Consider the following 26,638-nt stretch of genomic DNA (forward strand, 5'->3'; position numbering starts at 1 on the left):
AACCTACCGCACCCGTCCCTCCGCCAGCTCCACCGTGGCCCCGGAGCCACCGGCCGGTTCGACGTCGACGCCGGTGACCACGACGGCGTCGAGGGCGTTACGGCGGGCACGGCGGGCACCGACCCAGCTGAGCGTCAGACCGACGGCCAGGACCAGGCCACGGACCACCCAGACGGCCGGCCCCTCCACCCCCATGAACGCCAGGACGGCGGGGAGGTTGAGTACGACGAGGAGGGTGCCCACGACGCCACCCAGGGCGGCGGGGTTGAGGCGGGTGACTATCCAGGCGGCGACGGGTGCGGCGATGGAGCCGCCGATGAGGAGCGCGAGGACGGCGGCGAGGTTGGCCACCATCTCGTCCCAGAGGCCGACGACGAAGCCGAGGGTGGCGCCGGTGGTGACGAGGAATTCGGCGGTGTTGACGGTACCGACGACGCGGCGGGGTTCGGTGCGTCCGAGGGAGAGGAGGGTGGAGGTGGTGACCGGCCCCCAGCCGCCGCCTCCGGAGGCGTCGATGAAGCCACCGAAGATGCCGAGGCCACCGAGGAAGCCGGTGGAGTGGGGGCGGTTGTCGAGAGAGCGGCGGACGCGGCCGCGGGAGAACCGCCAGATGAGGTTGACACCGATGGCGGCGAGGATGGCGGCGGTGAGTGGCCGGGCGGCGTCGGTGCTCAGGGAGGAGAGGACGGTGGCGCCGGCGAAGGCACCGAGGGCGCCGGGGACGGCGAGGCGGACGACGACGCGCCAGTCGACGTTGCCGAAGCGCCAGTGACTGACGCCGGAGACGAGGGTGGTGCCCAGTTCGGCGACGTGGACGGCCGCGGAGGCCTGGGCGGGGCCGAGGCCGGCGAGGAGGATGAGGATGGTCGTCGACGTGGCGCCGAAGCCCATGCCGAGGCCGCCGTCGACAAGCTGGGCCGCCAGGCCCGCGACCGCGATGAGGATGAGCGTTTTCATGGGGGACGACCTGTTCAGGTGAGGGCTGGGGCGACGGCGCTGTGGCGTCGGGCGACGACGCGGGCCAGGTCGGTGGTCAGGGGCGGGGACGAGGTGAGGCGGGTGCCGGTGGCGGCCTGCATTCGTCCGAGTTGCCCGGTGACCTGGTCGAGCAGCAGTCCGTCGGTGACGAACAGCGGCAGCAGGTGCACGGCGTCGTGACCGGTGGCGGCCTCCAGGACGCCCGCTCCCCCGCTGCCGCGCCCGCCGGTGGCGGGGACGACCTGGATGCTGTGTCCGGAGCGTTCCCCCACGTTTGCGGCGAGCTTCTCGACGCCCGCCGCTGCCGCCGCGTCCGAGGTTCCCACCGGGTAGAGCACGACGTGCGCGCCGTCCGGGGCGTCGAGGGCGAGGCGGGCGGTGAGGACCTCGGCGACGAGGTCGCCGGTGCCCAGCCCGTCGGCGAGGTGGAGGTCGAGGCCGCTGGCGTGACGGGCCTCGACGAGGGCGGCGGGGACGTCGTGGCGCGCGTGGAAGGCGTGGGTGAACAGGAGGGGGACGACGACCGCCGCGCGGTGACCACACTCCGCCAGGGCGCGGGCGGCGTCCGGGAGGGACGGCTCGGTGAAGTCGAGGTGGGCGGCGACCGCGGCGACGTCGAGAAGCTCGCCGGCGGCGCGGGTCAACCTGCGGACCCCGGCTTCGGCACCGGGGTGGCGCGAACCGTGGGAGAGGGTGATCAGGGCGGTCATGGTGGCTCCTAGCGCAGGCGGTGGCCGACGAGGCCGGCCGCCAGGGTGGTGCCCGCGGACTGGTCGATGAGCAGGAAGTTGCCCACCGCGCCGCGCGCTGCGTAGTCCTCGACCGGGAGTTCGGCGGCGACCTCGACGCTGATGTGCGCGATGTCGTTGAGGCCGAAGGTCTCGGGTGCCTCGGTGTCGCTGACGCCGTCGATGTCGAGGACGCGGTCGACGGCGGCGACCCGGCCGCGGACCAGCGAGGTGCCGTAGCGGACCTTCACGGGGGCGCCGGCCTTGACGGCGCGTTCGGTGAGGCCGACGACGGTGGCGTGGAAACGACGGACCGACTCGGGGTGGGACGGGCCGGAGATGAGGTCGCCGCGGACCAGGTCGATGTCGTCGGCGAGCAGGAGGGTCACCGAGTCGCCGGCGACGGCCTGCCGGACGGGGCCGTCGGCGGAGTCGATGCCGGTGACGGTGGTGGTGCGACCGTAGTCGAGGGTGACCTCATCACCCACGCTGACCTGACCGGCCTCGATGCGGCCGGCGTAACCGCGGTAGTCGCTGGCGTGCTCGCGGATGACCCACTGGATGGGGAAACGCAGATCCAGGTCATGGGCGCGGCCGCGGTGGACGGTGACGTTCTCCAGGATCTCCAGGACGGTCGGCCCCGGATACCAGGGCATGTTCGTGGAGGGTTCGACGACGTTGTCACCGCGCAGGGCGGAGATCGGGATGACGTGCGCGTCGTCGACGCCGAGTTCGGCGGCCTTGGCGGTGAAGTCGGCCTCGATGGCACGGAAGACGTCCTCGGAGTAGTCGACGAGGTCGATCTTGTTCACGGCGAGGATGACGGTCTTGACGCCGAGGAGCGCGGCGACGGTCAGGTGCCGGACGGTCTGCTCGACGACGCCGTGACGGGCGTCGACAAGCAGGACGACCACCTGGGACGTGGACATGCCGGTGACCGTGTTGCGGGTGTACTGCACGTGGCCTGGGGTGTCCGCGAGGATGAAGGTGCGCTTGTCGGTGGCGAAGTAGCGGTAGGCCACGTCGATGGTGATGCCCTGCTCACGCTCGGCGCGCAGGCCGTCGACGAGCAGGGACAGGTCGACGCCGTCGAAACCACGGTCGGCGGAGGTCTGCTCGACGGAGGCGAGCTGGTCGGCGAGCACCGACTTGGTGTCGTGGAGCAGGCGCCCGACGAAGGTGGACTTGCCGTCGTCGACGGAGCCGGCGGTGCACAGCCGCAGGGTCTCCCGGTCGGCGATGACGTCGGTGGCGGTGGGGTTGTGGGTCGGGGCGTTCAGCGTGGGGGCGGACATCAGAAGTAGCCCTCTTTCTTGCGGTCTTCCATGGCGGATTCGGACAGGCGGTCATCGGCGCGCGTGGCGCCGCGCTCGGTGAGGGTGGACGTGGCGATCTCCGCCAGGACCTGGTCGATGGTGGACGCGTCGGACTCGACGGCGCCGGTGCAGGACATGTCGCCGACGGTGCGGTAGCGCACGCGGCGGGTCTCCAGGGCCTCGCCCTTGCGCGGGCCACCCCACTCACCCGGGGTCAGCCACATGCCGTCACGTTGGAACACCTCGCGGTCATGGGAGAAGTAGATCTCCGGCAGCTCGATGCCGCGGGCACCGATGTACTCCCACACATCCGCCTCAGTCCAGTTGGAGATGGGGAAGACCCGAATGTTCTCGCCGGGCAGCTTCTCGCCGTTGTACAGGCTCCACAGCTCCGGACGCTGGCGGCGGGGATCCCAGCCGCCGAAGGAGTCACGCACGGAGAACACCCGCTCCTTGGCACGTGCCCGCTCCTCGTCGCGGCGGGCGCCCCCGAGGACGGCGTCATAGCCCTGCTCGGCGATGGTCTCCACCAGCGGGACGGTCTGCAGCGGGTTGCGGGTCCCGTCGGGGCGTTCGGCGAGCTCGCCACGGTCGATCCAGTCCTGCACCTTGGCCACCCGCAGGCGGGCGCCGGTCTCGGCGACGAGCCGGTCACGGAACTCCAGGACCTCGGGGAAGTTGTGGCCGGTGTCTACGTGGAGCAGTTCGAAGGGCACGGTGGCCGGGGCGAAGGCGCGACGGGCGAGCTCGAAGACCACGCAGGAGTCCTTGCCGCCGGAGAACAGCAGGCCGATCTTGTCGAACTGCCCCGCGACCTCCCGGAGGATGTGGATGGACTCGTTCTCGAGGTCCTTGAGGTGGGGGGAGAGCTGGGTGGAAAGTGCTGTGGTCATGAGTGGAGTCCGCATTCTGTCTTGGCGTTGCCGGCCCAGCGGCCGGCCCGGGGTCGTCGCCCTCGGCGACGGGGAGGGTGCAGGTGGCGCACCCGATCGACGGGTAACCCTGCGTGGTCAACGGGTGCCGGATGAGGTCATGGTCGGTGATGTAGGCCTCGGTCTCCGCCAGCGACCAGGTGATGATCGGCGAGATCTTCAACCGGCCGGTGGCGTCCAGGCTCAACGCGGGCGCCTGGGCCCGGGTCGGCCCGTCGGCCCGCCGCAGTCCGGTGACCCAGCCCGCGTAGGGGCTCAGGTTCACCGCGAGCGGTTCGACCTTGCGCATCCGGCAGCAGGCTGTCGGGTTGGCGCGGTAGAGGTCGCGACCGTAGGCCTCGTCCTGTTCCGCACGGCTGAGCAGCGGCAGGGCGGTGACCAGGCGCTGCGGGTAACGGGCATCCACCTCACCGGCGACGTCGAGGGTCTCCGGGAAGTGGTAGCCGGTGTCCAGGAACAACAGGTCCGCGTCCGGCAGGTGCCGGGCGGCCAGCTCCGCGAGGACGGTGTTCTCCATCGACAGAGTCACCGCGACCTGGCCCGGCGCGTGCTCCCGGACCCAGTCGAGGATGTTCCCGGCCGTCTCATCGTGGAGGCGGTCGGCCCACTCGTCGACCAGGTCGGTGTTGCGTCGGGCGGTGTCCTCGGCCAGCGGCTCGGTGGTCTTCGGGCCGGCGGGGCTGACCTCTGGGTCGCGGGGCGCGCCGGCGCCGGGCGCGCCTGTGCCTGTGCTGCCTGCGCCTCCCAGGAGGTTGATGCTGGTGCTCATCGGTTGCTCACCACTTTCTGTGCGTCCTGCCCGGCGTCCGGTGCCGGGGCTCCGGAAGAAGTCTCTCCCGATCCGGGCAGTACCGCAGTGTGACCGTGGCGGGCCAGGGACTCCTGCAGGGCCTGACTGGTGGAGCGGGCCGCCGCGGGCCGGTGCAGCGGGTCGTCCTGCCCGTGGTAGCGGACGGAGAACACGCGGGTGCAGTCGGAGCAGGACCACGCGAAGTCGTCCTCGACCGCCGGGAAGAGTTCCTCCCCGGCGCAGTAGGGGCAGAACAGCGGGTGGTTGCGGTTGGGGTTGGGGGTGCGGCGGAAACTCACTTGAGGTCCTCCTCGTCGGCGCGCTGGATCCACTCCTGGAAGGTCTCGCCCTCGGTGCGCTGCTGCTGGAAGTGGCTGACCACGCGGACGACGTAGTCCCCCACCTCGTCGGCGATGACCTTGTGGCCCTTGACCTTGCGGCCGAAGTTGGCGCCCACGTTCATCGATCCGCCGAGGTGGACCTGGAAGCCCTCGACGCGGTTGCCGTCGGCGTCGGTGACGGTCTGCCCCTTGAACCCGATGTCGGCGACCTGGGTGCGGGCGCAGGAGTTGGGGCAGCCGTTGAGGGCGATGCGGACGGGCACGTCGATGTCGCCGATGCGCTCCTCCAGCTCGTCGACGAGTTCGACGGCGCGGGACTTGGTGGTGGCGTGCGCCAGCTTGCAGAACTCCAGGCCGGTGCAGGAGATGATGTTGCGGCGCCATTCGCTGGGCTTGGAGAACAGGCCCGTCTCATCGAGGGCGGTGGCCAGGGGTGCGAGGTCGGTGCGCTCGACGTCGAGGAAGAGCAGCTCCTTCTCGGCGGTGGTGCGGATGCGCTCGATGCCGAAGCGCTCGGCGACCTCCGCAATGGCGATGAGCTGCTCGCCGGTGGTGTGGCCCACGGTCGGCTTGACGCCGAGGTAGAATTTGCCGTCCTTCTGCGGGTGCGCCCCGATGTGGTCTCGGTAGCCGGGGTTGATCGGCTGGTGGGGTCCGTCGATGAGCTTCCGGCCGAGGTATTCGTTCTCCAGGACCTCACGGAACTTCTCCACCCCCCACTGCGCCACGAGGAACTTCAGGCGCGCGCGGTTGCGCAGGCGGCGGAAACCGTAGTCCCGGAAGATCCGGGCCACGCCGGCCCACACCTCCGGGACCTCCTCCAGCGGGATCCACGCGCCGAGCGACTGCGCGATCATCGGGTTGGTGGACAGGCCGCCACCGACATAGCACTCGAAACCGGGGCCGTGCTCCGGGTGGACGGATCCGATGAAGGAGACGTCCTGGATCTCGTGGGTGACGTCCTGGCGGGAATGGCCCGAGATGGCGGACTTGAACTTGCGCGGCAGGTTGTGGAACTCCGGGTCGGGCAGCAGGTCGCGCTGGATCTTCTCGATCGCCGGGGTGGCGTCGATGATCTCCTCCGCGCTGACGCCCGCAACCGGCGAACCGAGGATGATGCGCGGCACGTCACCGCAGCCGAGGATGCTGGTCAGCCCGACGGAATCGAGCTTCTCCCAGATCGCGGGGACGTCCTCGATGCGGATCCAGTGCAGCTGAATGTTCTGCCGGTCGGTGAAGTCCGCGGTGGATCGGGCGTAGTCGCGGCTGATCTCGCCGACGGCGCGGAGGCGTTCAGGGGAGGCGAGGCCGCCGTCGAAACGCACGCGCATCATGAGGTACTTGTCCTGCAGCTCCGCGTCGGGCACCTGGCCGGTGAGTTCACCGCCGAGATCCTGGCGGCGCTGCGTGTAGATGCCCAGCCACTTGAATCGCGGCGCCAGGTCATCCGCCGGGATCGAGTCGAAGCCCTGCCTGGAGTAGATGTCGATGACGCGCTGCTTGACCGCGAGCACGTCCTCCTCCTGCTTGACCTCCTCGACATGGTTGAGCGGCGCCGTGCCGTCGATCTTCCACTGGCCTTCGGGCTTGCGCGCCCGCTTCGGCCGCTTATCGACGCCCGCGTCGCTGACCGTCGGCTTCTCCGTCACGGTGGTTGACATCGCTGTTCTCCTGAAAGGTTGTGAACTACTCGGTCTGTTTCCTGATGAACCAGGATGGTCCGGGTTACTCGCCGAGCCTGTTGCCGGGAGCCTATGCGGTTTCCCGCCGTCCAGAATTGAAACTAGGCGGACCACTCTGTCTGTTCAACCTTTAATTTCATCCGGACGGGATTTTGAGACGGGGAGGGCTGTCATTTCGCCGCTTTGACCTGCCCATATAGAACACAACCGGCCCTGTTCCAACTAGACCGATCTGTATACTTACATGCACGAAGATCTGAATAAATAGCCCGGAAGTCTTTACTCGCCCCGCACCCCCTGCTACTTTCACAGACCAAGCGGTCTATGAAGTGCCGCATGACGAACCCGAACCAGGCCTCCCGAAAGGTGAGCAGCATGACCGAACAGAACTCCTCCGCCCTGCGCGTCGCCGTCATCGGCGCCGGCCCTGCCGGCATCTACGCCTCCGATCAGCTCATCCGCAACGAGGAGCGTGAGGTCTACGTCGACCTCTTCGAGCAGATGCCTGCCCCGTTCGGCCTCATCCGCTACGGCGTCGCACCGGACCACCCGCGCATCAAGGGCATCGTCAAGTCGCTGCACAACGTGCTGGACAAACCGCGATTGCGCCTGCTGGGCAACATCGAGATCGGCAAGGACATCACTGTCGAGGAACTGCGCGAGTACTACGACGCCATCGTCTTCGCCACCGGTGCCGTCCGTGACCGCGCCCTGAACATCCCTGGTGTCGACCTGCCCGAGTCCTACGGCGCTGCCGACTTCGTCGGTTTCTACGACGGCAACCCGCGTTTCGACCGCGACTGGGACCTGTCCGCGAAGCAGGTCGCCGTCATCGGCGTGGGCAACGTCGGCCTCGACGTCGCCCGCATCCTGGCCAAGACCGCCGAAGAGCTCAAGGTCACCGAGATCCCGGACAATGTCTACGAGTCCCTGAAGAACAACCAGGCCACCGAAGTCCACGTCTTCGGCCGCCGCGGCCCCGCCCAGGTGAAGTTCACCCCGCAGGAGCTCAAGGAGCTCGACCACTCCGACAACATCAACGTGGTCGTCGACCCCGAGGACATCGACTACGACGAGGCCTCCGAGGAAGCCCGCCGCGCATCCAAGTCCCAGGACCTCGCCTGCCAGATTCTCGAGGGTTACGCCATCCGCGAGCCGAAGCTCGCCCCGCACACCCTGCAGATCCACCTGTTCGAGCAGCCCACGGAGATCCTGGAGAAGGACGGCCACGTCGTCGGCCTGCGCACCGAACGCACCGAACTCGACGGCACCGGCAACGTCCGCGGCACCGGGAAGACCACCGACTGGCCCGTCCAGGCCGTCTACCGGGCGGTCGGCTATCGCTCCGAGGCCGTCCCCGGTGTCCCCTTCGACACCACCACCAACGTCATCCCCAACGACGGTGGCCACGTCCTGGCGAACTCAGGTGCCGAGCACGTGCCCGGCCTCTACGCCACCGGCTGGATCAAGCGCGGCCCCATCGGCCTGATCGGCAACACCAAGTCCGACGCGAAGCAGACCACCGACATGCTCATCGCCGACGCCGTCGCCGGCAACCTCACCCCGCGCACCCACGAGGGTCCGGAGGCCATCGTCGAGCTTCTCGACGCCCGCGGCATCGCCTACACCACCTGGCAGGGCTGGTACCGCCTCGACGCCGAAGAGCGCGCCCTCGGCGAGGCCGAGGGCCGCGAGCGCAAGAAGATCGTCGACTGGGAGGAGATGGTCTCCCACGCCCGCGCGGTGCCCGTCTGCATCTAACCCTTACAGACCGTGGCCCAGGTCACTTTTCTGGACTAGGGTCGGAGGGACACCGGCACTTCCCGACTCTCGAGGGTGAGGCGGCCTGGGCAGGATCCTTCGGACCGGCAACGACCACGGTGATCACCATGGTCTTGGACCGCAACCGGGCGAGTGTGCCCCGCGGGCTGACACAGTCACGCAATATTCTGGCCAATCTTGGCCGCAAGCACGACAAGGCCACACTGGAACCGGCCTGCCAGCAGCTGGTGGACAAGAAACTCGCGCCGACGATGTCGGTACTCAAACGCCTCCAGGCCGACATCGCCCATGCCCGCCCCACCGCCACGCCGGAACACCCCGCATCCAACGCGCCGCGGCAGGTGGATCTGTCCCGGTTGCATGATGCGGTCTTTATCCGGCCTGGCAGCCATTTCGATGCCGATCAGGAGGACAGGTAACTCATGATCGACATCGATGAAACGACCCGTAGAAAACTCCGGTCACTGCGCTTGTCACGGTTCGCGGAGAATTTCTTCGACCTGGTCACCAGCGACGACTATGCCGACGCCCTGCCGGAGGAGGTGTTCCTGCGCGCGGTCGATGTCACCGATCAGCAGCGACGTGAACGTAACATCGCCAAAGCGATCACGCAGGCGCATTTCCGCTACCCGCGGGCCAGCCTGGGTGAGTTGATCAACGCGGCAGTACGCGGCATCAATGAGCGCCAGCTCAAACGCGTTGCCGCGACCAACTGGCGGGAGAATCCAGCGAATGTGCACTTGTTCGCCCCCGCCGGGGCCGGTAAGACCTATATCGCCTGTGCCATCGGCGTTGCGGCGTGCCAAGCCGGGTTCTCGGTGGCGTACTCACGGCTGGATCAGTTGGTGGGAAAGCTTGCGGTCTACTCACCGACGGATCAACGGTATGCCGATGCGATGAAGAAGATGATGAATGTCGATGTCCTCATCATCGACGACTTCCTCACCTTGAGCATTGACCAGCGTGGGCAAGAAGACCTGACCAAGGTCGTAATCGACCGGGACGGCAGACTCCCGACGATCATTTCGTCGCAGTCTTCCGCCTCGTACTGGGTGGAGGTCCTGCCCAATCGTGTCGGGGCGGATTCGTTGGTCAGCCGACTCAACAACGGGCGCCGAGTGCAGATAGGTGATTACGACATGCGCCGTCACTTAGCTCAGGCCGATCGCGAGAACGTCGGTCATGACGGCTAAGTAGTCCCGTCGCGAGCGCACCTGGGGGCCGGTATCCGTTGGGATATCGGCCCCTACCATGTGCGCGGAGACAGGCCCTACCACCTCATCGGAACACCCCGACCACAAACCCGCTCCTGGCAGCGCTGCTGGACCAGGTCATGCTCGGCGATGACCAGCCCGGTGTCCGCATCTGAGATCACGGCATGGTCGCCATCGGCGATCGTCAAGGTGGGTATGCCCTCCACTTCCGCCTGATCCCCAGGTAGCGCATCCGCCCGGCCCAGCGGATGGTGATTCTCCCGGCTTTATCGACACGACCGTTGCGGACCCGGTTAACGTCGGTGACGAACTCCTCTGGTCGAGCCTTGGGAACACCGATTCACCCCCTAAATCACGCTCGTCGCGTAATCCGTTCGACGACTTCGGTGTAAGCGGAATGGTCGACGGGGATCCCGCCGGCGAGAATGTGGATACTTGTGCCCTGCTCCAGCGCGGAAAGGAAAAAGCCAAGCTCTTCGGCGGTCAGGGGATCGTCGTCGGAACGGCTCTTTGCGGCATCGCGGGTGTAGGAATCAAGCTGGCGGCTGAGCCTGGCGGTGATCTGTGGGCGCAGCTCCGAGTCGCGTGCGGCCGCGGCGGTGAATTCTAGGGTGGCAAGCGCGAAGCCCTGGGCCGTGTCGATCAGCTTTTGAGTTTCAGGTGGAAGTGGGTACCGGCCATGATACGCGTTTACCACAGTCATGTCGGGGTTGTCCAGAGATATATCTAGGTTCGCATCGATCACGGCCAGGAAGAGCTCCGGTTTGCCCGAAAAATTGGAATAGACGGCCCCTTTCGTGAATCCCGCCTCGGTGGCGATCACCTCCAGCCGAGCGGCGTGGTAGCCATCGCGTGAAAAGACAGTTCGAGCCGAGTCAATTAAGAGCTCGCGCGTTTGGAGCTGCTTCTCCTCACGGGTCAGTGGTTTTTTCATCGTATCTCTCACGTGATGTCTTGCATTGGGGCGGTGCTGTCTTCTCGGGCTAACGTAGCCTTCTTTCATCAGTTTACCTGCTCAAAGTATTGTGCCGCGTTCAACATTCATCGAACGCGGCAAAGCTGTGGATTATCGGCTCATCCGGATCTGGAGTGCGTAATTAGCGGGAAGTGATATGTCGGGGTAGCACAACATGTAGGGGCCCTGGCCGGTACAAGATGAGAGTTACCACACAACCATCTGACCGAACCAGGACCCTACAATGCAGCCTACGTTCAACCTCGTCGCCGACACCATTTGCCGCACCGCGGAGCTGGGATTAACGATCACCGATGCCGCGGATGCCGGCGAGTTCACGGTCATCAGTGCTCGTCCCATCGACTCCTGCGACAAGTGCCCGGGCTGCGGACACACAGGCCGGCTGCGTGATCACGTCGTGCGCCGGCTGACCGATCTTCCCGTCGTCGGCTTCCCCACCAGGCTGCAGGTACGCGTGCCGCGGTTCCTGTGCCTGAATCAGTCCTGTGCCCAGCGGATCTACCAGGGCGAACTGGCCTGCGCCGAACGCGGGCGCACCGTCACTCGCCGGGTGACCCGCTGGATTCTGCAACGGTTGGCGATCGACAAAATGAGTATCTCCGCCACCGCCGAAGCCCTGGGCTTGGGCTGGGACCTGGTCAACGACCTCGCCCTGGATGCCTGCCGGCACCTGGTCTACGACGACCCCGGCCACCTTGCCGGGGTACGCGTGCTGGGCGTGGACGAGCACGTGTGGAAGCACACACACCGGGCCGGTGAGCCGGACTCGTTCGTCACCGTGCTCGTCGACATCACCCCCGTCATCGACGGCGCCGGACCGGCCCGGTTGCTGGACATGGTCCCGGGTCGTAGCGCCGCGGTACTGAGCGATTGGCTCAGCCAGCGTGGGCAGGGCTTTCGCGACCGGGTCGAGGTTGTCACGATGGATGGGTTTGCCGGCTACGCCACCGCCACCAAACAGGCCCTGCCGCGGGCGCAGGCGGTGATGGATCCCTTTCACGTGGTGCACCCGGCCGCCGACAAGTTGACCGTGTGCCGGCAGCGCCTGCAGCGGATGACCACCGGGCGGCGGGCCAAGAAAAACGATCCGTTGTATAAGAACCGGAAAACCCTGTTGACCAGGATTGACTTCCTCACTGATCGACAGCATCGGCGACTCGAGCAACTGTGGGCCACCGACGAAGACTACGTGGCTTTGGAGGTGACGTGGTCGGTGTATCAGCAGATCATCGCCGCCTATCAGCACCCGAAGAAAGCCGAGGGCAAGAAGCTAATGCGGAAGGTGATCAGCACGCTGCGTTCATCGACGATGCCGAAAGGGTTAGAGGAGATTAAGCAGCTGGGAAACACGCTGTACCGGCGACAGAAGGACGTGCTGGCGTATTTCGATATCGGCGCGTCCAACGGGCCCGTCGAGGCGATCAACGGGCGCCTGGAGCATCTGCGCGGCATCGCTCTGGGGTTCAAGAACCTCGGGCACTACATCTTGCGATCCTTGATCCACTCCGGACAGCTGCACACCAAGATCAACGCACTCTAAATCCTGAAGAGCCGGTAAAGGTTACGGCTGAGCGCTTCGAGGCGTAGCTGTGTTCGGGAACGTGCCCTCCCGGAAAACGATTCCATTAAAACTTGAGATACCGATGGAACTGTAATACCATAAGTATGTAAGTACCAAGAGTATCGGAATTGAGGAAGTCGTGAGGATGACTACACAGCATCCAGCAATTGTGGTGGACGACATCCACCGCTCATTCGGAAAAGTGAAAGCAAACAATGGCATCTCGTTGTCTGTCGAGCCTGGTCAGGTCGTGGGGCTACTCGGGCACAACGGTGCCGGCAAAACCACCCTGGTCTCCCAGATCGTGGGATTGCTCAAGCCGGATTCGGGTCGCATCCACGTCGCAGGAGTCGATGCGGTTGCCGATCCCGCCCGCGCTCGCCGACAGGTGTCGGTGCAGTCGCAGTCTCAGGCGCCGGTCGAGGGGCTTACGCCGCGCGGCGCGATCGAAATCAGCGCCAAGCTGCGCGGGGGCCGCAGTGAATACGTCGAGCAAGCAGTAGAAGCTCTGGCCGACGAGTTGGAGATTCGTCCTTGGCTAGATCGGCGAGCACTGCCGGAAGGCGCCGGACTGTCCGGTGGTATCCGTCGGTTGACATCCTTCGCGATGTCGGTGGTCGCCCCGACTCCAGTTCTGGTCCTGGACGAACCCACGAACGATGTGGACGCGCATCGTCGCCGCCTCCTGTGGTCGGCTGTGCGTCGTCGGGCTGACGAAGGCGCGGGCGTTTTGCTTGTTACACACAACGTCGCCGAGATAGACCAGATCGTGGACAAACTTGTGATCCTGGAGAAGGGTACTGTGATTGCGCAAGGAACGATCGACGAGTTGCGCGGTCCTTCGGATCTGGTTCGCCTGACGTACTCCGGAGGTGACGTAGATGGGAAAAAGCCGTTCCTGGTGGAAAAGGTGCACCACTCTGCGGGAAGAACTGCACTGACTTTGAGGATGGAACAGCTTGAAGCGGCGACAACCTGGGCAATCGCACAGCGGGCGGCCGGGCGCTTGGAGTCCTTCAGCGTGAGCCCGATGACCTTGGAAGATGTGTACCTGGACCTGACTGCCAACAAGGACACCGGTGCAAAGGGGCTCGCGAATGTCTAATGCAACCGCTGTGATTGTGGAACGTCCCCGCGATGGCGCTGTGTTCGTCGCTCTCTTGCGTCTTTACCTGGCGAAGGCCGGAGTCCAGATTCCGCTGATTGTTTCCGTTCAAGTACTCCTTGCGGTGGGGATGATCGTCGGGTTCGGATTCCTGATTCCAGATATCGCCACGGACGAAGCCACCTTCCTGACCACAGGCGTGCCGACAACGTTGTTATTGATGGTCGGACTAGTGTTCGTGCCCCAGGAGATAGTGAAGCGCCGTACAGACGGAACTATGACCTACCTGCGCTCGCTTCCTGTCCCGCGCTGGATGCTGCTAATGGGAGACTTGCTGGTGTGGTTAGTTGTTGCGCTGCCCGGTGTGGCGATTGCGATCGCGGTCGGCTCGCTGTACTTCGACCTCTCCTTGTCAATCTCCTGGGGTCTGCTGATTGGGGTATCATTCGTGATCGCCCTGATGGCGACCGCGGTAGGGTACGCCATGGCGGTGTCCTTACCGGCGTCCCAGGTGGTGTTGGCGGCGCAGGTGTTGGTTTTTGTCATTTTGCTCTTTTCTCCGATCGCCTTCCCTGCGGACCGCCTGCCAGGGTGGTTCCAGTCCGTCCACGACTGGTTGCCTTTCCGCCCGGCCGCGGACCTGATGCGGGCCTCTTTGACCGAGGGATCCGACTTTCAGGTGAACCAGCTGCTGGTGTTGGCTGTCTGGGCCGTCGTCGGCTTGGCTCTGAGCTTGGCGGCTCTCGCGCGGAAGAAATAGCTTCTCACTCCTGCTACTTCATGTGAGGGGATCTCGGTATCAAGGGCGCCGAATTCGCTGCGCCGATAGGAACAGAGTAGCTCCCCAGTCCTAGGGTACTTTCCCTCAGAATTGATATGTAGCTGTTCCACAATCACGTCAGAGCGGAGAATCGTGATGATTGAAATCTTTGCAGAATAGTTACTACCTGTGGTTGTTGTACAGAATGTTAATTTTGGTAGAAGACAGCACGGTCTGGCGGTTGATACCCATGCTGAAGTTAACTAGTGTCCTGCGTCGTTAATTCGTTGGTAGTTTCCAGTATGATTGGCGCATGGTACAACGAGGACCTGCATTAGCCGAGCTGCACCTGTCCGACGATGAACGCGCTCAGCTGGAGCGGTGGGTCCGACGACGTAAAGTGGCGCAGGACCTTGTGCTCCGGTCGCGGATCGTGCTGGAATGTGCGACCGGGGCCTCGAACTCGGAAGTAAGCAGACGGTTGGGGGTCTCGCTACCTACCGTGGGCAAGTGGCGCTCTCGCTTCATCGCCAAGCGCCTCGACGGGCTGGTCGATGAACCCCGCCCCGGCAGGCCAGCCACAATTGAATCGGCCTGAATTTTTGAGTGAGGCGGCCTGGGTTGGTCGGAGACTAGGTTTTACCCTAGGAGGAAGATCAGCATGGCACGACCCAGCAAGTACGACGCCGCCACCCAGGAGCGCGCGGTGCGCATGTACTTCGAGCGCGTTGAGGAAGGCGACATCTCCAAGGCCGGCGCCCGCCGGGAGATCGGCGAGCTGCTCGGCGTGAAGGAATCCACCCTGCGCAACTGGATCCGCAAACAAGAAAAGCAGGTCCCGGCTCCAAAGCCTGGGTCCTTATCCTACGCGCAGCTCCAGGCCGCCTATGAGGAGCAGGCCAAGGAGATGGCCAAACTGCGACGGGCCAACGAGATCTTGAAGACGGCATCAGCTTTTTCGCCCAGGCGGAGCTCGACCGCACACTTCGGTGATTGGGGACTTCATCCGCACCTACCGCCACCGCTTCGGGGTCGAGCCAATCTGCGCCACACTTTCTGCCCACGGCATTACGATTGCCCCGAGCACCTTCTACGCCCACCAGGCCCGCGACTTCGGCCCCACAGAAGCTGAGTTGGATGAGGCTTACGCCGCCCACCGCATCTTTCGGCTGTGGGAGGACAATCGCAAGGTCTACGGCCGGCGCAAACTCTGGAAGGCCGCCATTCGCGACGGTATGACCATCGGCCGGGACCAGGTCGAATGACTGATGAAGATCACCGGAATCCGTGGCGTCTCACGGGGGATGCACCGCAAGAAAACGACGGTGGCCAACCCCGAGCACCGCCGGCACCCGGACCGGGTCAACCGGCGGTGGACCTATCCGTCACACCCGGATCAGTGGTGGATCGCGGACTTCACCTACGTGTGGACCAGCAAGGGATTCTGCTACGTCGCTTTCATCGTCGACGCGTACTCACGGATGATCCTCGGCTGGGTCGTGACTCAGGTGATGGACACCCGGATGGTGCTCATGGCCCTGGAACACGCCCTGTTTTCTCGCCGGCGCACGAAGATGGACTTCACCTCCACCGGTGTCGTCCATCACTCGGATGCGGGTGCCCAAGGCGGATTCAAGTGGTCGTCGCAACACCTTGATCGCGGAGGTGTTCAACGATGGCAACGGCGGACTGGAGCAGGAAGACTAGTGATGTTCCGGAGGGGGTGCGTCGGCAGTGGCGTGCGGACCGGGCGTTGCGTCCGGCGATGCGTTCTCCGGGCAGGCCGGATCCGTCGCGTGTGGTGCAACGTCAGTTCTGGCACACAATCGCGAAGGGCGTCACGACAGCGGAAGCGTCGTTGGCTGTCGGCGTGTCGGTCCCGGTCGGCACCCGCTGGTTTCGTCACGCTGGCGGCATGCCCCCGATCTCACTGGCAGAGCCCACCGGCCGATACCTGTCGTTCGAGGAGCGTGAGGAGATCGCGATCATGCGCGCCAAGGACAAGGGGGTGCGCGAGATTGCTCGTGCCCTGGGGCGGGATCCGGGAACGATCTCACGCGAGTTGCGTCGCAATGCCGCCACGCGTGGCGGCGTGCAGGAGTACCGGGCGACGGTGGCGCAGTGGAAGGCGCAACAGGTGGCCAAGCGTCCGAAAGCGGCCAAGCTCGTCGTCAATGATCGACTTCGCGAGTATGTCCAGGAACGCCTCGACGGGTCTGTGAAGCGTGCTGATGGAACGGTCGTTGCTGGACCGGTGACCGCAGATTGGAAAGGTCGCAATAAGCCGCACCGGCAGGATCGTCGGTGGGCGACGGCGTGGAGTCCGGAGCAGATCTCTCATCGGTTGCGGATCGACTTCCCCGATGATGAGTCCATGCGCATCAGCCATGAGGCGATCTATCAGTCGTTGTTCATCGAGGGCCGCGGCGCGCTCAGACGGGACCTGGTCGCATGCTTGCGAACCGGCCGTGCGTTGCGCCAGCCGCGGGCACGATCTCAGAACAAGCCGCAGGGGCATGTCACCGCGGACGTCGTACTAAGCGAACGGCCTGCTGAAGCCGCGAATCGGGCGGTCCCCGGGCACTGGGAGGGGGATCTGATCATCGGCACCGGCCGGTCCGCCATCGGCACGGTGATCGAACGGTCCAGCAGGGCCACGCTGCTGGTCCATCTGCCTCGACTGGAAGGCTGGGGCGAGAGCCCACCTGTGAAGAACGGCGCGTCGCTGGGCGGTTACGGCGCCCGCGCGATGAACACCGCCCTGACCGCGTCGATGACGAAGATTCCCATCCAGCTACGCAAAACGCTCATCTGGGACCGTGGCAAGGAACTGTCCGCTCACGCGCAGTTCGCGCTGGACACCGGCACGAAGGTGTTCTTCGCTGATCCGCATTCGCCTTGGCAGCGGCCCACGAACGAGAACACGAACGGGTTGCTGCGCCAGTACTTCCCAAAGGGCACCGATCTGTCCCGCTGGTCCGCTGAGGACCTCGAAGCTATCGCTCTGGTGCTCAACAACAGGCCCCGCAAAGTCCTCGGCTGGCGTACCCCCGCTGAAGTCTTCGACGAGCAACTACAGTTGCTTCAAACAGGCGGTGTTGCATCGACTGGTTGAACGCGCCCAATACACCTCGCTGGCGTTGACCGATGCCCTTGTCGAGGCCAGTGTGCAGGGCTCGATCGGCTCGGTGGGAGACGCCCTGGATAACGCGATGATGGAATCAACGATCGGGCTCTACAAAACCGAGCTCATCGACTTCGACCCTGCACGAACATGGAGGGATGCCAAGGAGGTCGAAACGGAGACTGCATCCTGGATTTATTGGTATAATAATCAGCATCTGCACTCGTCGATCGGTGACGTTCCCCCGATCGAATACGAGCAGGACTACGAGACAAACAACACCACCCGAAAAGCCCAGTAAAGCTTTTAACCGTAGTCTCCGAAAAACTCAGGCCGATTCAAGGGAGCACCACATGAGAACCATGCGCCACCTCCGCACCTACGCCACCGTCCTCGCCCTCACCGCCGCCACCCTGGTCGGCTGCGGCAGCAGCGACGATGAGCAGGCGGCCCCGGTAACCGTCACGTCCACTGCGGACGAGACGACCACCGAAGCGACCACCACCGCCGAGACCCAGGCCTCCACGACCACCGACGCCCCGGAGGAGACCGCCACGGAGACGGTCACCGAGACCCCGCCGGGGGACACTCCTCCCCCGGGCGGTGGCAACCCGACGCGCGACGACCTTCCCTATGAGCCCGTCGGGTCGCAGGTGACCATCGACGGCCAGCCCGCCACGGTCTGCATCTACGGCGACGGCTGGGGCACGAACATCTGGGCAGCCAACTCGAACACGAGTTGTGAATTTGTTTCCGCGGTCCACAACACAGTCATTTCGGGACTCAACGCCACCACCGACAACATCCGGGACCATCTCCCGCCGAGCATCTCGGTGAGCAGCCCGGTCACCGGACAAACCTATGAACTGGGCTGTGAGCAGCGCGGAGACGTCCTGGTGGCGTGTACCGGAGGCGATGACGCGGCAGTGTACTTCTACTGATCGGTTGAGGAATCACATACGGCTTATGCCATACTGACGGGGCTAAGTTGTCCACAGAAAAGTTAGACGCACCCCGAAGGAGAAACATCATGCGCGGAAGCGGTTTGATCTGGACCATCGTCGGTATTCTGGCCATCATCGCTCTGGTGATCTGGATTATGTCGGCAATGTAAAAACTGCCCCTTAGTGGAACGGGCGCGATCCGAGGTCTCCGGACCACGGATCGCGCCCGTTTCTTCATACCCGCACCGGCACAGGTGCATGAAACCCCGTCATCGCTTCGGGGATGTCCCACCCCACCGATAAGGTTGACCATGACTTGATGAACCGTCACCTCGAAGGACCGTGATCGACCATGCAGCCCGACGCCATCACCCCCACCACGACCGTGCTGGGCATCATCGGCCTCGTCGTCGCGCTTCCGGCGTTCATCTATTTCCTCGTCGCCGCGCTGGGGGTGTTCCGCCACATCCGCTCCGGCCAGCCGCTGCCGTCAGGCAGCCACACCGACCGCCCGGGGCGTCGTCTGGCGCAGATGATCGTCGAGATCTTCGGTCACACCCACTTCAAGGGTCGGCCGATGGTCAACGTCGCGCACTGGCTGGTCATGGTGGGATTTCTCTTCGGTGTCATCGTGTGGTTCGAGGCGTTTATCCAGACGTTCAACCCGGTCGGCGGCTGGCCGCTGCTCAGTGACTGGACGGTGTACCACTTCGTCGAGGAGGTCCTCGCGGTGGGCACGGTCGCGGGCATCCTCGCCCTCATCGTCATCCGCCTCCGGCAGGGCACCACGTCCCGCGCCTCACGTTTCTTCAGCTCGAACGCGACGGCGGCGCGGACCATCGAGGCCATCGTGCTGCTCGAGGGCCTGGGGATGCTGCTGGTCAAGGCCGGCAAGATCGCCACGTTCGGTGGCGGCAGCCCGTGGGCGGACTTCCTCTCCGTCCACCTCGCCCGGCTCCTGCCCGCCTCCACCGAGATGGTCTCCGCGTTCGCTCTGCTCAAGCTGCTCGGCGGCATGGCCTTCCTCATTCTGATGGCCCGCAACCTCACCTGGGGTGTGGGCTGGCACCGCTTCCTGGCCTTCTTCACCATCTTCTTCCAGCGCAACGCCGACGGCCGGAAGGCCAACGGCCCCCTCAAGCCGATGAACTCCGGGCGGAAGGAACTGACGCTGGACAATGTCGACGACGAGGACATCCTCGGCGTCGGCACGCTCGGTGACGCATCGTGGAAGATGCTTCTCGACGCCTCCACCTGCACCGAATGCGGCCGCTGCCAGGATCTCTGCCCCGCCTGGAACACGGGGAAGCCGCTCAACCCCAAGCTGCTGATGACGGACATCCGGGACGCGGCCGTCGGCAATGAGTACGCCGGTGTCGACGTCCTCAGCATGGCGAACGTCATTCCCGACGACGTGCTGTGGGCCTGCACCAACTGCGGCGCGTGCGTCGACCAGTGCCCCGTCGACATCGAGCACATCGACCACATCGCCGACCTGCGCCGCTTCCGCGTCCTCGCCGACTCCGAGTTCCCCTCCGAGCTCACCGGCCTGTTCAAGAACCTGGAGACCAAGGGCAACCCGTGGGGCCGAAACAGCTCCGAACGCGCCTCCTGGGTCGAGGAAGCCCGCCGCGACGGCCTCACCGTCCCCGTCATCGGCGACGACGTCGACGACTTCGCCGACACCGAGTACCTCTTCTGGGTCGGCTGTGCCGGCGCCTTCGACGAGGCCGGCCAGCGCACCACCCGCGCCGTCATCGAACTGCTCCAGACCGCCGGCGTGAAATACGCCGTCCTGTCCACCGGAGAAACCTGCACCGGCGACCCCGCCCGGCGTGCCGGCAATGAGTTCCTCTTCCAGATGCTCGCCACCGAAAACATCGCCACACTCAACGACACCTTCGACGGTGTCCCCGCCGGCCAGCGCAAGATCATCACCACCTGCCCCCACTGCTTCAACACCATCCGCAACGAATACCCCGACTTCGGCGGCCACTTCGACGTCTTCCACCACACCCAGCTGCTCAACCGCCTCGTCCGCGACAAGCTGCTCACCCCCGTGCCGCGCGGCCCCGAGAACCGGAAGCCCGTCACCTACCACGACCCCTGCTTCCTGGGCCGCCACAACCAGGTCTACGACCCGCCGCGTGAACTCGTCTCCGCCGCCGGTGCCGAACTCCGCGAGATGGACCACTCCCGCGACACCGCCTTCTGCTGTGGTGCCGGCGGCGCCCGCATGTTCATGGAGGAGACCACCGGCCAACGCGTCAACGAATTCCGCACCGAACAGGCCCTGGCCACCGGCGCCGAGGACATCGCCACCGGCTGCCCCTTCTGCAACACCATGTTCACCGGCGGCGTCAAAGCCCTCGACTCCACCCGCACCGAGATCAAGGACGTCGCCGTCATGCTCCGCGACTCCGTGCTTGTCGACGGCGCACTCCCACCCGCCCGCGAACCCGCCTTCCTGGAAACCCCGCAACGCCTCGATCCTTCGCGCGATCTGGGCCTGACGCCGAAGAAGGAGGACACCACTGCGCCCAACCCGAGCTCGCTGGCTGCGCCGGCACCGGAGCCGGAGCCGGAGCCGAGCGCCCCAAGTACACCGTCTACACCGAGCGACCCAGCTGTACCGGGGGTTCCTGGTCCTCCTGGTGGTCCCGGCGCTCCTGGTGCTCCCGGGTCGGCCGTACCCGCGGCCCCGGGCGGGGCCACTCCCCCAGCGCCTGACGCTGCCGTTCCACCCGCTCCCTCAACCCCGAAGGCGCCAGGGGCAGCAGGACCGCCGGCGCCGGGTACTTCTGTTCCGCCTGCACCGGGCGCATCCGTACCATCAGCTCCTTCTGCCCCTAAGGCACCGGGGGTTGCAGTTCCGCCGGCGCCTGCGACACCCAAGGCACCGGGTACTTCAGTTCCGCCTGCACCGGGCGCATCCGTGCCAACAGCTCCTTCTGCCCCTAAGGCACCGGGGGCTGCAGTTCCGCCCACGCCATCTGCCCCCAAGGCACCCGGTGCCGCAGTTCCACCGGCACCCGGCAACGCCACCCCTCCGGCTCCGGGGGCTGCAGTTCCACCCACGCCATCTGCCCCAAAGTCACCCGGCGCGGCAGTTCCACCGGCACCCGGGGCGGCTGTGCCTCCGACGCCTCCAACTCCGCCGGCCCCACAGATCCCTGGTTCAGTTACGCCACCATCGCCCGCAGTTCCACCGGCCCCTGGTACCGCCGTCCCCCCTGCCCCTGGTGGCGCCGTTCCTCTGGCGAAGCCCAAGGAAGACTAGCCGGTTTCTCGAACGTTCCCAACCGACTGTCGGGATCAGTCTGTCGAAAGGGCGATTCGATGTATGGAGGAGGAATCATTAAACAGTGGTCCCGACGGGCTGATCCCGAGGTGAAGCTCGCTGAGGATCCACCGGTGACTGTTTAGCGCTGACAAAGGCACTTTTGTGTCTAGGTTGGTCGAAAATCGGGGCCGGGAAGGCCCAAAGTAGACAGAAAAGTGCCTTTGCCGGTCCAGTGCCGAAGTCGCGACCCAACGCCGCCCTGGCCACATCGTCGAGCAGGGCACGCACGCCGAGCTGCTCAAGGCGGAGGGCGCGTACCACCCCGCCTCCACCAGTCGCAGTTCGAATCGGACGAGTAGTTACCCGAGTAGTTACCCGAGCGCCTAGGTGAACACCTCGCCGAGGATCCGGGTGCCCTCGGCGATCTTCTCTTCGGTGGGGTGGAAGAAGGACAGGCGGGCCTCGTTCGCACCCCGGCCGTCGGTGTAGAAGGCGGTGCCGGGGCCGAAGGTGACGTTGGCGTCCTCGGGCAGCTTCTCGCGCAGTGCCTTCATCACCAGGGTCATGTCCGCCGTGCCCTCCCGGTTCTCCCCGGGGTTGGTGAAGGCGACCGTCGCGCGGTGCTCCTCAACGGCCGTGCCGGTCCATGCGCTCCAGTCGGTGGCGGGGTCGAGACGCAGGTCGGCGACGGCCCGGCCGAACGCGACCGGGGCGGCCACGAGGTGCCGGGTGACGGCGCCGCTGTGCTGGCGCAGCTCGGGGTCGGGGTTGATGATCCAGTTCTGCTCGTCCAGGCCCTGGCGGAGGGTGAAACCGTCGGTGGGCACGTCGGAGAGGGTGCCGCCGAGGATGAGGAGCAGGTCGGCGTCGTCAAGCATGGTGGTGGTGAAGCGACCGTGGCCATAGCCGGTTTCACCGGCCTTGACCGGGGAGTCGGCGGGGATGCGGTCGGCCGCGCGCCAGTCGGACAGGACGGGGATGTGGTTGTTCTCCGCGAAGGCGGTGACCTGGGCGGCGGCTTCGGGCGTCCACCGGGGTCCGCCGAGGAGGATGGCGGGGCGTTCCGCGGAGTTGAGGGCGGCGGTGAGCTCGTCGAGGTCATCGTCGCTGACCGCGCCTTCGGCGACCGGGATCGGCGGGATGACCGGGGCGTCGGCGGTGTGGGTGAGCACGTCCTCGGGCACGCCGATGATCACCGGGCCGGGCCGTCCGGTGCTGGCGATGTGGAAGGCGCGGGCGACGTACTCGGAGGCGCGGTCAGCCTCGTCGAGGATGAACACTCCTTGGCCTGGGTGCCGAACCACGCCCGGGGGTCGAACTCCTGGAACGCCTCCCGGTCGCGGTGGTTGACCGGGACGAGTCCGACGAACAGGACCAGCGGGGTGGCGTCCTGCCAGGCGAGGTGGAGGCCGACGAAGGAGTTGGCGGCGCCCGGGCCGCGGGTGACCATGGCGACGCCGGGTCGGCCGGTGGCCTAGCCCACGGCCTCGGCCATGTAGGTCGCGCCACCTTCCTGGCGGCAGACGACGTTGGTGATGGCGGAGTCGTGGAGACCGTCGAGAAGGTCGAGGTAGCTTTCGCCGGGGACGCTGAATACGCGGTCGACGCCGTGCGCCTCCAGGGATGCGGCGATGAGATGGCCTGCGGACTACTGGGGCATGGGCGGGGTCCTCCTTGGGCATTGTCGGGCGTTACTCGGATGGGCTGTTACCTCCACCGTAAGCCTCCTGGCAAGAGGAATGCCGGGCCCGACGCCTGCTCACCGTCTGCTGCGGTGGTGGCGTCGGGCCCGGCTGTCCTGGGGTTTCACTGTTTAGTCTGTGAACTCCCGGTCGTTGAAGCCGAGCAATGGTGATACTTATTTCCCAGTGGATTCACAGCTCTCGCGCTTCCCGGCGGCGTCCCGGCGGTAGTGGTCATCCGGATCCAGGCCGTCCTCGACGTTGTCGACCATCTCATCCCCCTCGTCCTCAGCGGCATCCTCCACCTCGGTCGGCTCGGTCCGCTGGACCGGAGCGAACTTCTTCGGGGCGTGATCCATGAGGTAGGCGATGATGCAGCCGAACACGATTCCCCAGAACGGGGCGGTGATGCCCAGCAGGGTCATCTCGGAGACGGTGACCAGGAAGCAGATGAGCGCGCCGGTGGAGAACGGGCCGGAGAACCCGGCGAGGAAGGCGTTCTTCAGCGGGGTGAGCATCGCGATGCCGGCCAGGGCGGCGATGAATGACACGGGCATGGCGAGCATGAAACCGACGAAGGCAGGTGCCAGGGCACCCACGACGATCGCCCCGACTGCGGTGACCATGGCAGCGGCGTAGTGGCGGTGCCGGTTGGGCCCCGAGGTGATCAGCGCGTTGGTCGGACCGGTGAGGCAGGTGGTGACGTTGCCGATGAACGCGTTGGGGATCGACCACAGGCCACTGGCCGCGGCAGCGAGGTTGACGCCCGGCTTGTGGCCGGCGGCGCTGAGCACCGCGACACCCTGGCCGTTCTGGACGATGACCACGGTGATCGCCAGCGGCAGGACCAGTTCGGTCATGGCCGCGAAGGAGAACTCCGGGGCGGTGAACACCGGGGCGGCGACGATGCCGTCGTCGAGGATCCCGGACTCCAGCCGCCCGGCGACGATGGCGATGGCCGTGCCCACCACGGCCGCGAGTGCGACGGGCGGAGCCACGGCCGCCACGCGCGGCATGATGCTCAGGCCCACGAACACCAGGACCATCGGGATGGCGATGAGCGGGTCGGTGATGGAGGCGTTAACCAGGTCCAGGCCGAAGCGGAGGAAGATGCCGGCGACCATGGCCATGACGATCGTCGGCGGCAGGGCCGCCATGATCCGGCCGATCAGGCCGGTCCAGCCGAGCAGGAACACCAGGACACCGGTGGCCAGGTATGCGCCGATGACCTCCCCGAAGGTGAGGTGGGTCAGGGCGTCACCGGCCAGGACGGTACCCGGGATGGTCCAGAAATAGGCCTGCGGGGAGCGGTAGAGGTAGGTGAGGAACAGCGTGAGAATGCCGTTGCCCAGGAAGGCGCCGAGGATCCACGATGAGGTCTGGTCCGGGGACAGGTTGCCGGCCGCGGCCGCCGCGAGAATGACCGCGATCGGCCCGGAGGCGGAGAAGATGAGCGCGACCAGGCCGTTGCCGATCTCCTGGGGGCCGAGGTCCCGGAGGATCTCCCGGAAGGTCGGTCGGGGCAGCTGCGGGCGCTCGATGGCGAGCAGGGGGGATACAGCCATGGAGGGCTCCTTGGAGGCGGTGATCAGGCCTGGATCAGGCCTGGTCGCGCGGCATGATGTGGATACGGTCGATGTTGACGTGCGCGGGCTGGGAGGCGGCCCAGCGGATCGCCTCGGCGACGTCGGCGGCGGTGAGGTTGAGCTTGTCAGCATAGACGGCGGCGGCTTTCTCCTGGTCACCCTTGAAGCGGACGAGGGAGAAGTCGGTCTCGACGCGGCCCGGGTCGATCTGGGTGACGCGGATAGGGTCGCCGACGTGCTCGAGACGCAGGACGCGGGTCAGTGCGCCCTCGCCGAACTTGGCGGCGTTGTAACCGGCCCCGCCGGGGTAGGCGGTGAAGGAGGCCATGGAGCCGATGTTGATGACGTGGCCCTCGTTGGCGATGAGCTTGTCCAGCAGTGCCTTGGTCAGGCGGACGGTGCCGAGGACGTTGACCTCGTACATCCAGGTCCAGTCGTCGAGGTCGGCGTCGGCGATCGAATCCATGCCCTTGGCGCCGCCGGCGTTGTTGACCAGCAGGTCGATGCGGTCGATCTGGGCGACGAAGGCGTTGACGGATTCCTCGGAGGTCACGTCGAGCTCGATGGCGGTGCCCCCGATCTCGGCGGCGACGGCGTCGAGTTTGTCCTTGCGGCGGGCGGCGACGATCACCTGCCACCCGTCCCTGGCCAGGGCCGCGGCGGTGGCGGCGCCGATTCCGCCGGAAGCTCCGGTGACGACGGCTACTTTCTGATCATGGGAGACAGTCATGACCAGAATTGTGGCACGGACCACCTTCGGGTGCATTCGCCGTACCCCCTCACAAACCAGCGGTCAGGCCCCTTTGGCGCCCCACACACCATCCCCGCTGCTCACCCCGACCTTCTCGCGTTCAATATGCGAACGTCCGTACCCCCGGCGAACAGGCTCAGGCGCGCTCGGGGAGCACCGCCGCGAGCGCGCGGGCGCAGAGATAGACCCAGATCGGACAGCCGAAGACGAGGATCCACACGACGGGTGAGACATCGGCGTCACCCCGACCGAAGATGAGGATCTGCCCGAAGGCGGCCATGGACTGCAGGGAATGGGCGACCATCGTCGCGGTGAGTGAGCCGGCGAGGACGTAGACGATGCCGAAGAAGGCGCCGGTGAGGATGTAGGCGAGGGCGTCGATACCCGTCAGGGAACCGCCGAGATGCGGGAAGGCGAAGGCGACGGCACTGACCGTCACGGCGACCGTGGTGGCCACCGCGGAGGAGACCCGGCCGCAGACGGAGTCATGGAGGGTGCGCACGATGATTCCCCGGTAGACCAGCTCCTCCACCACCGGCGCCAGGATGACACTGGCGAGCATGGCGGCGATGACGGTGGGCAGCGGGCCGGTGAAACCGGAGTCGGCGAACAGCTTCTCGGCGTTGTTGAGTTCGGAACTGCCGCCGATCCTGCCGAGCACCCAGAACAGGGCGTGGGAGATGAGGAACACGGCGAGCACCACAACGACATCCCGCCGGCTCAACCCACGGCGCAGCCCCAGATCCTGGACGGTGGGCCACCGGCGGGACACCACCCGGACCATGACGAGGGCGAAGATTCCCAGAAGCAGGAGGGTCAGCGGGCCGGCCCAGGCGGTGAGCACCCCGGGACCGGCGACGATGCCCAGCAGGGTGGCCGCGGCGCTGGCCAGCGGAAGTGCCAGGAACACCGGGATGACGTACCACCAACGCCAGGTGGTCACGTTCTCCGCCAGTTTGTTCCACATCGTCAGCACCCTCTCAGTTGATTTTCTCAGATTAATTTAAGCAATCACCTTCCGCGATACCCGGGAGCCTGCTGGACGTTTCCTGCCAGCACAAATCAGGGATGACCCCGATGGCAACCGGGAATCCCGGCGCTAG

At 65.8% G+C, this 26,638-nt stretch carries 23 protein-coding genes, 3 pseudogenes and 1 other annotated feature; of the genes and pseudogenes, 13 read left to right on the top strand and 13 right to left on the bottom strand.

Annotated elements, in window-relative coordinates:
* Positions 1-3: 3 nt before the first annotated feature.
* The 7 genes and pseudogenes from QP029_RS02860 to QP029_RS02890 form a co-directional block, all read right to left on the bottom strand.
* Positions 4-957 (bottom strand): sulfite exporter TauE/SafE family protein, encoded by a 954-nt coding sequence (locus QP029_RS02860; protein WP_284875366.1) that lies wholly within the window; start codon positions 955-957, stop codon positions 4-6.
* Positions 958-971: 14 nt separating this feature from the next.
* Positions 972-1,688 carry a sirohydrochlorin chelatase gene (locus QP029_RS02865; RefSeq protein WP_284875367.1) on the bottom strand — a complete coding sequence of 239 codons (717 nt, stop codon included), beginning with the start codon at positions 1,686-1,688 and terminating at the stop codon, positions 972-974.
* Between the two features lie 8 nt (positions 1,689-1,696).
* Complete coding sequence (locus tag QP029_RS02870; protein ID WP_284875368.1) at positions 1,697-3,001, bottom strand: sulfate adenylyltransferase subunit 1; 1,305 nt, start codon at positions 2,999-3,001, stop codon at positions 1,697-1,699.
* The gene (gene cysD / locus QP029_RS02875; protein WP_284875369.1) at positions 3,001-3,915 is read right to left on the bottom strand and encodes a sulfate adenylyltransferase subunit CysD; all 915 of its coding nucleotides are present in this window, start codon (positions 3,913-3,915) and stop codon (positions 3,001-3,003) included. Before cysD ends, QP029_RS02870 begins: the two co-directional genes overlap by 1 nt.
* A pseudogene (locus tag QP029_RS02880) lies at positions 3,912-4,723 on the bottom strand (phosphoadenylyl-sulfate reductase). Before QP029_RS02880 ends, cysD begins: the two are co-directional and overlap by 4 nt.
* A complete protein-coding gene (locus QP029_RS02885) occupies positions 4,720-5,043 on the bottom strand; it encodes a hypothetical protein (RefSeq protein ID WP_284875370.1) in 324 nt (107 codons plus the stop codon). The pseudogene QP029_RS02880 and the gene QP029_RS02885 overlap by 4 nt, the downstream one beginning before the upstream one ends.
* Positions 5,040-6,746 (bottom strand): nitrite/sulfite reductase, encoded by a 1,707-nt coding sequence (locus QP029_RS02890; RefSeq protein WP_284875371.1) that lies wholly within the window; start codon positions 6,744-6,746, stop codon positions 5,040-5,042. The genes QP029_RS02885 and QP029_RS02890 overlap by 4 nt, the downstream gene beginning before the upstream one ends.
* Positions 6,747-7,142: 396 nt before the next feature.
* Here QP029_RS02890 and QP029_RS02895 point away from each other — a divergent pair, with 396 nt between their 5' ends.
* The 3 genes from QP029_RS02895 to QP029_RS02905 all read left to right on the top strand — a co-directional run bounded on the left by QP029_RS02895 (position 7,143) and on the right by QP029_RS02905 (position 9,742).
* A complete protein-coding gene (locus tag QP029_RS02895) occupies positions 7,143-8,528 on the top strand; it encodes an FAD-dependent oxidoreductase (protein ID WP_284875372.1) in 1,386 nt (461 codons plus the stop codon).
* A 119-nt stretch (positions 8,529-8,647) separates the two neighbouring features.
* On the top strand, positions 8,648-8,968 hold the full coding sequence (locus QP029_RS02900; protein WP_284875373.1) for a hypothetical protein: 321 nt from the start codon (positions 8,648-8,650) through the stop codon (positions 8,966-8,968).
* Positions 8,969-8,971: 3 nt separating this feature from the next.
* Positions 8,972-9,742: an ATP-binding protein gene (locus QP029_RS02905; RefSeq protein WP_284875374.1), complete on the top strand. Its 771-nt coding sequence runs from the start codon at positions 8,972-8,974 to the stop codon at positions 9,740-9,742.
* 373 nt (positions 9,743-10,115) lie between these two features.
* Here the strand turns inward: QP029_RS02905 and QP029_RS02910 are convergent, their stop codons facing one another.
* Positions 10,116-10,766 carry a TetR/AcrR family transcriptional regulator gene (locus QP029_RS02910; protein ID WP_284875375.1) on the bottom strand — a complete coding sequence of 217 codons (651 nt, stop codon included), beginning with the start codon at positions 10,764-10,766 and terminating at the stop codon, positions 10,116-10,118.
* Between the two features lie 196 nt (positions 10,767-10,962).
* On the opposite strand from QP029_RS02910, the gene QP029_RS02915 reads away from it, so the two are divergent.
* The 10 genes and pseudogenes from QP029_RS02915 to QP029_RS02955 all read left to right on the top strand — a co-directional run bounded on the left by QP029_RS02915 (position 10,963) and on the right by QP029_RS02955 (position 21,513).
* Positions 10,963-12,279 carry an ISL3 family transposase gene (locus QP029_RS02915; RefSeq protein WP_284875376.1) on the top strand — a complete coding sequence of 439 codons (1,317 nt, stop codon included), beginning with the start codon at positions 10,963-10,965 and terminating at the stop codon, positions 12,277-12,279.
* Positions 12,280-12,469: 190 nt separating this feature from the next.
* The gene (locus QP029_RS02920) at positions 12,470-13,405 is read left to right on the top strand and encodes an ABC transporter ATP-binding protein (RefSeq protein WP_284875377.1); all 936 of its coding nucleotides are present in this window, start codon (positions 12,470-12,472) and stop codon (positions 13,403-13,405) included.
* The gene (locus QP029_RS02925) at positions 13,398-14,165 is read left to right on the top strand and encodes an ABC transporter permease (RefSeq protein WP_284875378.1); all 768 of its coding nucleotides are present in this window, start codon (positions 13,398-13,400) and stop codon (positions 14,163-14,165) included. The genes QP029_RS02920 and QP029_RS02925 overlap by 8 nt, the downstream gene beginning before the upstream one ends.
* A gap of 313 nt (positions 14,166-14,478) precedes the next feature.
* Positions 14,479-14,763 carry a helix-turn-helix domain-containing protein gene (locus QP029_RS02930; protein WP_432418697.1) on the top strand — a complete coding sequence of 95 codons (285 nt, stop codon included), beginning with the start codon at positions 14,479-14,481 and terminating at the stop codon, positions 14,761-14,763.
* 353 nt (positions 14,764-15,116) lie between these two features.
* Positions 15,117-15,247: a sequence feature (AL1L pseudoknot), on the top strand.
* Positions 15,155-15,430: a hypothetical protein gene (locus QP029_RS02935; RefSeq protein WP_284875379.1), complete on the top strand. Its 276-nt coding sequence runs from the start codon at positions 15,155-15,157 to the stop codon at positions 15,428-15,430. It overlaps the preceding feature by 93 nt.
* A 39-nt stretch (positions 15,431-15,469) precedes the next feature.
* Positions 15,470-15,757, top strand: a pseudogene (locus QP029_RS14255) (DDE-type integrase/transposase/recombinase); the annotation flags it as partial.
* Between the two features lie 83 nt (positions 15,758-15,840).
* The gene (locus QP029_RS02940) at positions 15,841-17,280 is read left to right on the top strand and encodes an IS30 family transposase (RefSeq protein ID WP_432418698.1); all 1,440 of its coding nucleotides are present in this window, start codon (positions 15,841-15,843) and stop codon (positions 17,278-17,280) included.
* Entirely contained in the window at positions 17,261-17,590 is a 330-nt protein-coding gene (locus QP029_RS02945) for an integrase core domain-containing protein (protein WP_432418699.1), read from the top strand. The genes QP029_RS02940 and QP029_RS02945 overlap by 20 nt, the downstream gene beginning before the upstream one ends.
* A 52-nt stretch (positions 17,591-17,642) precedes the next feature.
* Positions 17,643-18,230 carry a hypothetical protein gene (locus QP029_RS02950; protein WP_284875380.1) on the top strand — a complete coding sequence of 196 codons (588 nt, stop codon included), beginning with the start codon at positions 17,643-17,645 and terminating at the stop codon, positions 18,228-18,230.
* Positions 18,231-18,585: 355 nt separating this feature from the next.
* On the top strand, positions 18,586-21,513 hold the full coding sequence (locus tag QP029_RS02955) for a heterodisulfide reductase-related iron-sulfur binding cluster (RefSeq protein WP_284875381.1): 2,928 nt from the start codon (positions 18,586-18,588) through the stop codon (positions 21,511-21,513).
* Between the two features lie 386 nt (positions 21,514-21,899).
* Here the strand turns inward: QP029_RS02955 and QP029_RS02960 are convergent, their stop codons facing one another.
* The 5 genes and pseudogenes from QP029_RS02960 to QP029_RS02980 form a co-directional block, all read right to left on the bottom strand.
* Positions 21,900-22,796 (bottom strand): acetolactate synthase large subunit family protein, encoded by an 897-nt coding sequence (locus QP029_RS02960; RefSeq protein ID WP_284875382.1) that lies wholly within the window; start codon positions 22,794-22,796, stop codon positions 21,900-21,902.
* Positions 22,709-23,149 (bottom strand): annotated as a pseudogene (locus QP029_RS02965) (thiamine pyrophosphate-binding protein). The gene QP029_RS02960 and the pseudogene QP029_RS02965 overlap by 88 nt, the downstream one beginning before the upstream one ends.
* A 225-nt stretch (positions 23,150-23,374) precedes the next feature.
* Positions 23,375-24,763, bottom strand: a complete 1,389-nt coding sequence (locus QP029_RS02970) for a benzoate/H(+) symporter BenE family transporter (RefSeq protein WP_284875383.1) — start codon at positions 24,761-24,763, stop codon at positions 23,375-23,377.
* 34 nt (positions 24,764-24,797) lie between these two features.
* Positions 24,798-25,514 (bottom strand): SDR family NAD(P)-dependent oxidoreductase, encoded by a 717-nt coding sequence (locus QP029_RS02975; RefSeq protein WP_284875384.1) that lies wholly within the window; start codon positions 25,512-25,514, stop codon positions 24,798-24,800.
* Positions 25,515-25,671: 157 nt separating this feature from the next.
* Positions 25,672-26,502, bottom strand: a complete 831-nt coding sequence (locus tag QP029_RS02980) for a type II CAAX endopeptidase family protein (RefSeq protein ID WP_284875385.1) — start codon at positions 26,500-26,502, stop codon at positions 25,672-25,674.
* Positions 26,503-26,638: the final 136 nt, after the last annotated feature.

Origin of the sequence: Corynebacterium suedekumii (assembly GCF_030252185.1) — a bacterium.
GTDB lineage: Bacteria > Actinomycetota > Actinomycetes > Mycobacteriales > Mycobacteriaceae > Corynebacterium > Corynebacterium suedekumii.